This is a genomic window from Deinococcus soli (ex Cha et al. 2016) (assembly GCF_001007995.1).
Classification (GTDB): domain Bacteria; phylum Deinococcota; class Deinococci; order Deinococcales; family Deinococcaceae; genus Deinococcus; species Deinococcus soli.
Window position 1 is genome coordinate 2,320,950 of record NZ_CP011389.1, and the last position, 6,551, is coordinate 2,327,500.

At 71.9% G+C, this 6,551-nt stretch carries 9 protein-coding genes (1 of these 9 only partly in view); 3 read left to right on the forward strand and 6 right to left on the reverse strand.

Annotated features, from left to right (window positions below):
• Nucleotides 1–21: 21 nt before the first annotated feature.
• From SY84_RS11345 to SY84_RS11355, 3 genes are all read right to left on the reverse strand, one after another.
• The gene (locus tag SY84_RS11345; RefSeq protein ID WP_046844106.1) at nucleotides 22–894 is read right to left on the reverse strand and encodes a PSP1 domain-containing protein; all 873 of its coding nucleotides are present in this window, start codon (nucleotides 892–894) and stop codon (nucleotides 22–24) included.
• A gap of 99 nt (nucleotides 895–993) precedes the next feature.
• Entirely contained in the window at nucleotides 994–1,893 is a 900-nt protein-coding gene (gene rocF, locus SY84_RS11350) for an arginase (RefSeq protein WP_046844107.1), read from the reverse strand.
• Between the two features lie 117 nt (nucleotides 1,894–2,010).
• A complete protein-coding gene (locus SY84_RS11355) occupies nucleotides 2,011–2,541 on the reverse strand; it encodes a GNAT family N-acetyltransferase (protein ID WP_046844108.1) in 531 nt (176 codons plus the stop codon).
• Between the two features lie 109 nt (nucleotides 2,542–2,650).
• Here SY84_RS11355 and SY84_RS11360 point away from each other — a divergent pair, with 109 nt between their 5' ends.
• The 3 genes from SY84_RS11360 (at nucleotide 2,651) to SY84_RS11370 (ending at nucleotide 4,502) form a co-directional block, all read left to right on the forward strand.
• Nucleotides 2,651–3,298 (forward strand): metallophosphoesterase family protein, encoded by a 648-nt coding sequence (locus tag SY84_RS11360; RefSeq protein ID WP_046844109.1) that lies wholly within the window; start codon nucleotides 2,651–2,653, stop codon nucleotides 3,296–3,298.
• A gap of 340 nt (nucleotides 3,299–3,638) precedes the next feature.
• Nucleotides 3,639–4,058 (forward strand): hypothetical protein, encoded by a 420-nt coding sequence (locus SY84_RS11365; RefSeq protein WP_046844110.1) that lies wholly within the window; start codon nucleotides 3,639–3,641, stop codon nucleotides 4,056–4,058.
• 9 nt (nucleotides 4,059–4,067) lie between these two features.
• The gene (locus SY84_RS11370) at nucleotides 4,068–4,502 is read left to right on the forward strand and encodes a hypothetical protein (protein WP_046844111.1); all 435 of its coding nucleotides are present in this window, start codon (nucleotides 4,068–4,070) and stop codon (nucleotides 4,500–4,502) included.
• A 104-nt stretch (nucleotides 4,503–4,606) separates the two neighbouring features.
• Here SY84_RS11370 and SY84_RS11375 read toward each other — a convergent pair whose 3' ends face one another.
• The 3 genes in view from SY84_RS11375 to menC are tightly spaced (at most 56 nt apart) and all read right to left on the reverse strand, a layout consistent with a single transcriptional unit that may run on beyond the window.
• Nucleotides 4,607–5,158, reverse strand: a complete 552-nt coding sequence (locus SY84_RS11375) for a single-stranded DNA-binding protein (protein WP_046844112.1) — start codon at nucleotides 5,156–5,158, stop codon at nucleotides 4,607–4,609.
• A 56-nt stretch (nucleotides 5,159–5,214) separates the two neighbouring features.
• Nucleotides 5,215–6,039 carry an acyl-CoA acyltransferase gene (locus tag SY84_RS11380; RefSeq protein ID WP_052751252.1) on the reverse strand — a complete coding sequence of 275 codons (825 nt, stop codon included), beginning with the start codon at nucleotides 6,037–6,039 and terminating at the stop codon, nucleotides 5,215–5,217.
• 5 nt (nucleotides 6,040–6,044) lie between these two features.
• On the reverse strand, nucleotides 6,045–6,551 hold the final stretch of the coding sequence (gene menC, locus SY84_RS11385) for an o-succinylbenzoate synthase (protein WP_046844113.1). It continues 603 nt past the right edge of the window; 507 of the gene's 1,110 nt are visible here — the last part of the coding sequence; the start codon falls outside the window, past its right edge; it ends in the stop codon at nucleotides 6,045–6,047.

Sequence of the window (6,551 nt, forward strand, 5' to 3'; positions counted from 1 at the left end):
CCGTCCGGGGCGTGAACCCCGTCATTCTCGCGGCTGCGCGCGATTCGGTCTGCCCGGACGACCCCCGCCCCGGCCGGTGTCGGGCATCGCCTTGATCTCCGCGTCCGTCAGGCGGCGCAGTTCCGCGGCGGGCACGTCGGTCAGGACGCCCTGATCGGTCGTGACGTCCACCGTCCCGGCCAGCGGGTGCAGCTTCGTGACCTTCCCGCACGCGCCACTCCCCTCGTGGCACACCCGGGCGTTCTTGCGCGGCAGGTCCTTGAGCAGGTCGAGGTACTGGGTGTGCTCGAACTGCAGGCAGCACAGCAGCCGCCCGCACGGCCCGGACAGTTTCTCCGGGTTCAGCGGGAGCTGCTGGTCGCGCGCCATGCGGATACTGACCGGCGCGAAGTCCTGCAGGTGCGTCGAGGAGCAGTTCTCCCGCCCGCAGGCGCCCAGCGTGCCGATCATCTGCGCCTGCTCGCGCGGGCCGACCGCCGCGAAGTTCACCCGGGCGCGCGTGTGCCCGCGCAGCTCGCTGATCAGTCCGGTCAGTTCGATGCGTTCCTCGGCGCTGTAGCTGACGGTCACGAGGCTCTCGTCGAGCGTGAACTCGACCGCCACGACCTTCACCGGGAGGCTGCGCTGCCGGGCGCGGGCGCGCAGCAGCCATTTGAGGTCCTCGCCGGTGGTGTGCAGGTCCTCCCAGCGGCTCAGGTCCTCGGGTGTGGCGGCGCGCAGCACCGCGCCGTAGCGCTCCTGCTCCTGCGGCGGCGTGGGCTCGCCGCGCACGGTGGCGACCTCGGGGCCGCGCTTGCCCTGCACGACCACGCGGGTGCCCACCGGGTGCGCGACCTCGCTCAGCATGGGGTGCAGGCGGGGACTGCGCTCGAAACGGACGGGCAGGACAACCATGACGCGCAGGATGTCACGCCACGCGGGGGGCCGTCGAGACCCCGTGCACAAAGCCCCCGCCGCGCGCGGGGCGGGCCGGGGGCGCAGGAGGAAACGGGCTTACAGGATGCGCTGCCCGAGGAGGCTGGCGGCCATGCCCACCATGACCTCCGCCGTCTGGTTGCGGGTATCCAGGATGGGGTTGACCTCCACGATGTCCATGCTCGTCACGCGGCCCGATTCGGACAGCAGTTCCATCAGGAGGTGCCCCTCGCGGTACGTCAGGCCGCCGGGGACGGGCGTGCCCACGCCGGGGCACACGCTGGGGTCCAGCGCGTCCGCGTCGAACGACACGTGCAGGCGCTGGGTGCCGCTCAGGCGTTCCAGGGTCTCCTCGTGGATGCGGGTGATGCCCAGCTGGTCCACGTCCTTCATGGTGTACGCCTTGATCCCGGCCTCGCGCAGCAGGTCGCGTTCATGGGGGTCCACGCTGCGGATGCCGATCATGACGATATCCTCGGGGCGCATGTGCCAGCCGCCGCCCAGCCCGGTCAGGCGCGGGTCGCCCAGCCCGGTCAGGTGCGCGACCGGCATGCCGTGGATGTTGCCGCTGGGGCTGCTGCCCGGCGTGTTGTAGTCGGTGTGCGCGTCCACCCAGATCAGGCCCATGCGCGCCCCGCCCGGGGTGCCGCGCAGGGCGTTGCCGGTCACGGTGCCCATGCTGACGCTGTGATCCCCGCCGATCGTCAGCGGGAAGGTACCCTCCGGCAGCGCCGCCAGCCGGTCGCGGGTCCCCTGGCAGGCGTCCAGGATGGACTCCAGGAACACCATGCCCCCTTCCTCCAGCTTGTCCACGCTCTCGGGCAGCGCCACGCGCACGTCGCCCAGGTCGGTCACACTGTGGCCGAGGTCGCGCAGCGCGCGGGTCAGGTGGGCGTTGCGCAGCGCGGACGGGCCCATGTCCACGCCCCGGCGACCCGCCCCGAGGTCCATCGGGATACCCAGAATCGAGAGGTTCATGCACTCCAGCCTAAGGGCTTAGCGGCGGTATGCCTCACGCCTGCAACATTATTTCCACGCGGCGCGTGCAGATGAGAGGTGCTGAGTATTCAGCTGCATATTCATGCCGGGTGCTGCTCAGGTGGCGGTGTGTGCCCACAGGATCAGCGGGCCATCCTCGTCGCTGTACCCGCGGCCCACCTGCCGGAAGCCCAGCTTCGTCAGGACCCGCGCGCTGGCCGGGTTGTCCACGGCGGTCTCAGCCGTGACGGCTCGCACGTGCGGCCCCGCGTGCAGGTACGTCACCAGCGCACCCACGCCCTCGGTGGCGAGGCCCTGGCCCCACACTGCCGGGTTGAAGCCGTACCCGATCTCCTGCGCCCCCTCCGGCGAGGGGGACCCCTTCGTGCCCAGCATCCCGACCGCCTCCCCGGTGTCCCGCTGCACGGCGATGAACGACCCCGCCACCTCCGATTCATTCCCGGTCAGCGCCGCCAGCATCCCCGGAAAGACGGGGAGCGGATCGCCCGGCCACTCCGGCCCGAACGTCACGTCCAGCGGCCCGTCCGGCCCGGGCAGGGGCAGCGTGAACGCTTCGGCTTCCAGGCGGCGCGCGATCACCGCGCGGGACAGGGGCAGCAGCAGGCGGGGCGTCTGGAGGACCGGCACGCCCGCACGCTAGCGCGACCCCTCTCCCCGGAGTGTCGCGCGGGGGTACACTCGTCCATCACGCGCAGTACCCCCGGTCTGGCCGACTCGGACCACCCCCATCCTGACCATGACGCCGCCCGCCCTGCCCCCCCTGTCCCGCGCCCCGCTGGGGAAGCGCGTCATGGTGCTGGCCGATCACGTCCACCCGTTCGTGTACCGCTCGGCGTTCCCGCAGGGCGTGCCCGCGGTGGACGCGGTGCTGGCCGCCGGGGACCTGCCCGGCTACTACCTGGAGTTCCTGGCGACGAAACTCACGGTGCCGATCATCTACGTGCACGGCAACCACGAGAACGAGTACGTGAACGAGGGCGACGGCCGGATTCCCCCGCGCGGCGTGATTGCCGCGCATGGCCGCGTGGTCGAGGAGGCGGGGCTGCGGATTGCCGGGTGGGGCGGCGTGCCCCGTTACCGCACGGATGGCGAGGGGCAGTACACGCCCACGCAGGCCCGCTGGGGGCTGGGGCGGCTGGCGTGGCAGGCGCGGCGTGGCGTGGACGTCCTGCTGACGCACGCGCCCCCCACCGGCCCGCACGCCGGAAGTGACTACGCGCACCGGGGCTGCCCGGACATCAACGCGTTCATGGGTCGCCGTCACCCGCGTCTGGTCGTGCACGGGCACATCCACGAGTACGAGGGGAAGAAACTGGAGTACCTGGACCCCGAGAGCGGCGCGCGGGTCATCAACGCGTACGGGTACCACGTCGTGGACCTGTAGCGCCTCAAGGGGCTTTGTGTCGTCTGGAACAGTGTTCCCTCTGCGCCATTTTGCTTAAGGCCCGCTGTAGATCCGGCACATGCGGCGCTGACATTGGCGGGGCATACTTCGCCTCGGCCTGGTGAGGTCGCCCCCCACGGGGCGAAGGCCGAGAGGGAGACGCCCACCTCTTCACCAACGGGCGCGCGAGCAGGTCGCAGGCCACCCGGCCAGCGCGCAGAAGGTGCAAGTCCTTCAACCTGAGCCAACCAGAGCTTTTCCTGACCGCCCCGGACCCCACCTCCGGGGCGGCGGTCTGTTGCGGCCCCGCACGCCACCGGGGGTTGCTAGGCTGCCCGGTATGCGCCCCCTGCCGCTCCTGCTGGCCCCACTGCTGCTGAGTGCGGGCGTCGCCGGGGCCACCCCCCTGACCGTGGAGGTGAGGTTCGACCTGCACGGCGTCCTCGTGAACCGCGCCGCGCCCAGCGCCCTGACCCTGCACGGCCCGGGCCGCGCGCCGCTGCCCGTGCGGCTGAGTGGCCCGGCCAGCGTCACCCACCCGGAATCCTTCGGGCTGCTGCTGCCCGTCCGCGTGACCCTGCCCGCCGCGCCCGCCGGGGAGCTGCGCCTGCGCGGGCCGCTGTTCGTGTGCGGCCTGCGCGAACGCGTGTGCCGCCGCGTGGACCTGAACCTCCCCGTGCCCGTCACAGCGGGCGCGGCGCGTGTGACCGTCACGGACGCCGACCTCGCCCCGCGCCGCAGCCTGTGGCCGGGCCGTTAGCATGACCGGATGACCAGTCAGGCCCCCAGGACGAACGCCCGCCACCTGCGCGACTTCCACGACGCCATCGGCGAGGACCGCCGCGACACCCCCACGCCCCCCGACCGCGCCCTGCTGACGCTGCGCCGCACCCTCATCCAGGAGGAAGCGGCCGAGGTGGACGCCGAATTCCAGACCCTCGCCGCCCGCCTGGACGCCGGGGAGACCCTGGCCGCGCACGACCTGACCGCCCTGGCGCACGAACTGGCCGACCTGCTGTACGTCACGTACGGCGCCTTCGACCGCCTGGGCCTGGATGCCGACGCCGTGTTCGCCGAGGTGCACCGCGCGAACCTCACCAAGGCCAGCGGGCCGCGCCGCGCCGACGGGAAGATCCTCAAACCCGAAGGGTGGCAGCCCGCCGACGTCCGCTCGGTGATCGAACGGGCCGTGGGCGGTAGGTAGTTGGGAGTGGGCAGTAGGGAGTGGGAAAAGAGGAAGGGCACCGCCGATCTGGGGTGCCCTTCCTGCCTTTTCCACTCACCACTTCCTACTTCCCACTGCCTCCGTCAGAACGGCGGTTCGTCGTCTGCGCGTGCCGGGGCGGGGCGGGGCTGCGTGGGGGCCGGGCGGGTGGGGGCGGGGCGCGCGGCCTGGGCGGGGGCCTGCGTGGGCGTGCCGGGGCGGGCGCCGGGGGTGGCGTAGCGGTCCTGGCGTCGCCCGCCGCGGAAGATGGCGAGGGTCACGTACTCGAATTCGCCGTCGCTCTTCTCCCGGATGTGTTCGGGGTCGGTGCTTTTCGCGCCGCGGGAGTACTTGACGGCAGCGGGGAGTTTCATCTTGCGGCTGTCCACCGCTTCGAGTTCGCGGCGGCGGTAGGCGTGCCCCTTGTGGATGACGAGTTCCTCGCCGTCGGGGCTGGTCCACTTGCGGGCGCCGATGAGGTGCCAGTCGAAGTCGGGTTCGTTCTCCAGCGGGAACTGGTAGCCGCCGCTGGGGATCTCGCCGCTGGTCCAGCCGAGGCGGCCGTACTGCCGCTGCGTATCGAGGAGCGCCGAGGCATTCTCGACGTCCACGGTGACTTTGGCGCCCAGGTCGGTGGTGAATTCAATATGTAACATCTGACCTCCTTATGTAAATAACATAACATGGCCGGGGGGTTCTGAACAGTGCCCGCTCAACCCTCCCGGCGCAGCACGTAGAAGGCCCGCTTGCCCTCCCGCGCCAGATCCACCACCGCGAACCCCCGCGCCAGCGCCCCGCCCAGCACCTCCCGCAGCGCCAGCCGCCACGCGCGCCGCACGGGCTCCAGCAGAGCGTCCACGCGCAGCGGCACCTCCGCCAGGAGTGTTGGCGCCAGCAGCACCTCAGCCTCCAGGGGCAGAGGCACGCCCGGTGCGTCCCCCCGCGCCTCCAGGACCCGCAGTCCCTCCGGTCGCGGGGCGACCCGTTCCACTGGGCCGCGCGCCAGATCCCACTCGATCAGCAGGCGGTCCGCCGGAAACGCCCCGGCGCGGTCCTCCTCCAGCGCGTACCAGTCCGGCAGGTACGTCCGCGCGGCCGCCCCCAGCTTCCCCAGGTTCAGGCGGGCATTCCGGGTCACCAGCGGATCGAAGGTCCACGTCATACGGGTCAGGCCCTGCTCCAGCGCCAGCCGCCGCTGCACATCCTTCAAAGCAACCGCCAGCCCCGAGCCCCGACACGCCGGGTCCACCGCCAGCAGGTGCGAGTGATGCCACACCCCCCCGTCCCGCAGCGCCGGAAAGCCGAACGCCAGCCCCACCGGACGCTCCGGCTGGTCCAGCGGGTACGCGCCCAGCACGATCCCGCCCGTCACGCTGCTGATCCGGAACAGCGTGCCTGGCGTCACCTCGCGGTCGGCGTACCCCCACGCGGCCACCTGCACGCCCTCCAGCGCCCGGAACGCCCAGGGGTCCACCACCTCGCGGATCACGAACCCCGGCGGACTCCATTCCGGGAACGCCCGCCCCTCAACCGGCACGCGGATCACGCGCGGAACTCCTCCTGCACCTCCGCCACGCGCGACACGAACTCCCGGTCCAGCGTCACGCCCGTGCCCGGACCCTGCGGCACCGGCATCAGGCCATCCGTGGCTTCCAGCCCTTCCTGGATCACGTCCTTCTCCCAGTAGCGGCTCGCGCTGCTCGTATCGCCCGGCAGCGTGAAGTTCGGCAGGGTCGACAGGTGAATGTTGTGCGCCCGCCCGATCCCGCTTTCCAGCATCCCGCCGCACCACACGGGCGCACCAAACGCCTGCGCCACGTCATGCACGCGCCGCGCCTCCGCGTGACCGCCCACGCGGGCCACCTTCACGTTCACCACGCCCCCCGACCCCAGCGCCAGTCCCTTGCGGGCGTCCTGCGCGCTCGCCACGCTCTCGTCCAGGCACAGCGGCGTGCTCAGGCGGCCCTGCAACTGCGCGTGATCCACCAGGTCATCCCACGCCAGCGGCTGCTCGATGTACGTCAGCCCGAACGCGTCCAGCGCCCGCAG